The organism is Amycolatopsis panacis (genome assembly GCF_003600245.1).
GTDB lineage: Bacteria > Actinomycetota > Actinomycetes > Mycobacteriales > Pseudonocardiaceae > Amycolatopsis > Amycolatopsis sulphurea.
The window spans coordinates 1-2,008 of record NZ_QZFV01000037.1; the positions used below are offsets into that span (position 1 = coordinate 1).

Sequence of the window (2,008 nt, forward strand, 5' to 3'; positions counted from 1 at the left end):
CTGCAGCGCCTGCGCCGCCAGGTGAATGAGCTGGAGAAGGACAACGCGTTCCTGGTAAAAGCCTGTGTGCCACGAGCGCTGGAGGTCGCCTGATGTAGTAGGTGGCTGAAGCGGTGCTGCACGAAAGATGAGGGATTGTCGGCCCTTCGGAGCCGCCCTTCGGGGGGAGGCTTCAAACCACCCTCTGCTGCGTTGGCTGAAGACCGTCGTGGTGAGCGATGAGGGAAAAGGCGCACGAGATGCGTCAGGTGGGGGTCAGGAAGGCGTTGCATCGAAAGTCCCGCGAGGGATTCACCGTCGATAGCGTCGTTATTAAGAAAAGTGGCATCAGAACCGGGTGTTAAGGCTTGGCCCGGGATGAGCCTGGCGGTTGCCCGGATCGCTGGCCAGGTGGTGCCCGGCGCAGAGGTGGCGCGAGCCTGGCCTGCGGCTTTCGTGCGGAACGTGGGATGGCGTGCCCCGACACTGCCACCTCGTGCAGGTGGCGAGAGGGAGACTTCCAAGCGTCTGAAACGCGAGGAATTGAGTACCGTCGCGGGGCGCGCGGGCGGACCGGTTCGTAGTAGCGGTGAAGCTCCTGCTTGATGCGGTGGGAGTGGAGTGAAGGGGCCGGCTCATCCGTGGTTCGTTTGCCTGATCAACCAGGACACTGGGAGGAATCTCGTGGGCGAGCATGAATCACCAGGCAAGCCGTTCGACATATCGAAGCAGGAGGTGTGGCAGGCATACCTGAAGGTGGCGGCCAACAAGGGCGCTGCCGGGGTCGACATGGTCGGCCTGGAGGAGTTCGAGTCCGATCTGAAGAGCAACCTCTACAAGATCTGGAACCGGATGTCGTCAGGCTCGTACTTCCCGCCCCCGGTCAGAGCGGTGGAGATCCCGAAAGCCCGCGGCGCGGGAACCAGGATGCTCGGCGTGCCCACCATCGGTGACCGGATAGCGCAAACCGTTGTGGCGGCCCGAATCGAGGCGGCAGTGGAGCCACGGTTCCATCCCGACTCCTACGGTTACCGGCCCCGACGGGGCGCGCTGGACGCCGTGGGGACATGCCGGGAACGCTGCTGGAGGTACGACTGGGTGATCGATTTGGACATCCAGAAGTTCTTCGACACCGTGCCCTGGGACCGTGTCATCGCGGCGGTCGAGGCCAACATCGCGCTGCCCTGGGTGATCCTGTATGTGAAGCGGTGGCTGGCCGCGTCCATCCAGATGCCCGACGGCACGCTGGCCACACGGGACCGGGGAACCCCGCAGGGGTCCGCGGTCAGTCCCGTGCTCGCCAACCTGTTCATGCACTACGCGCTCGATTTGTGGCTGGCCAGGGAGTTTCCCGGCTGTCCGTTCGAGCGCTATGCCGACGACGCCGTGGTGCACTGTCGGTCCAAAGTGGAGGTCGAGACTGTGTTGGCCGAGCTGCGGAGCCGGATGGAGCAGGTCGGTGTTCGGCTGCATCCCGACAAGACCAGGATCGTGTACTGCAAGGACGGCAAACGACGCGGCTCTCACGAGCACACGGAGTTCACCTTCCTCGGGTTTACCTTCCGGGCCCGGGCGGTGCGTGCCAGGAACGGGAACGTGTTCACCGGGTTCGGCCCGGCGGCTAGCAAGGACGCCATCAAGAAGATGAGCGCGCACGTGAAGTCCTGGCGGCTTCACGCGCTCACCGGCCACACACTCGGGGAGATCGCCCGTGCGATCAACTCGGTGGTCCGGGGGTGGATGCAGTATTACGGGGCCTTCTACAAGACCGTGTTGTATCCCCTCCTCCGTCGCATCAACGCATATCTGGTGCGGTGGATGCGGAAGAAGTACCGACGGCTGCGGCCCTTCAAGAAGGCACACGGGGCATGGAAGCGGGTGACCAGTCAGTACCCAAGGTGCTTCGCGCACTGGCGGTGGGTCCACGCATTCTGGTGAAAGGATGAGAAGAGCCGGGTAATGGGAGACTATTACGCCCGGATCTGAGGGAGCGCGGGGGTGAGATTCCCCCGCGCCACCCGACCGGCGT

The 2,008-nt window shown here is 64.0% G+C and carries 1 protein-coding gene; it reads left to right on the top strand.

All coding sequences use genetic code 11. From position 1 onward, the window contains the following. The first annotated feature begins 663 nt into the window (after positions 1-663). Positions 664-1,917, top strand: a complete 1,254-nt coding sequence (gene ltrA / locus D5S19_RS03195; RefSeq protein WP_120021836.1) for a group II intron reverse transcriptase/maturase — start codon at positions 664-666, stop codon at positions 1,915-1,917. The last annotated feature ends 91 nt before the right edge of the window (positions 1,918-2,008 follow it).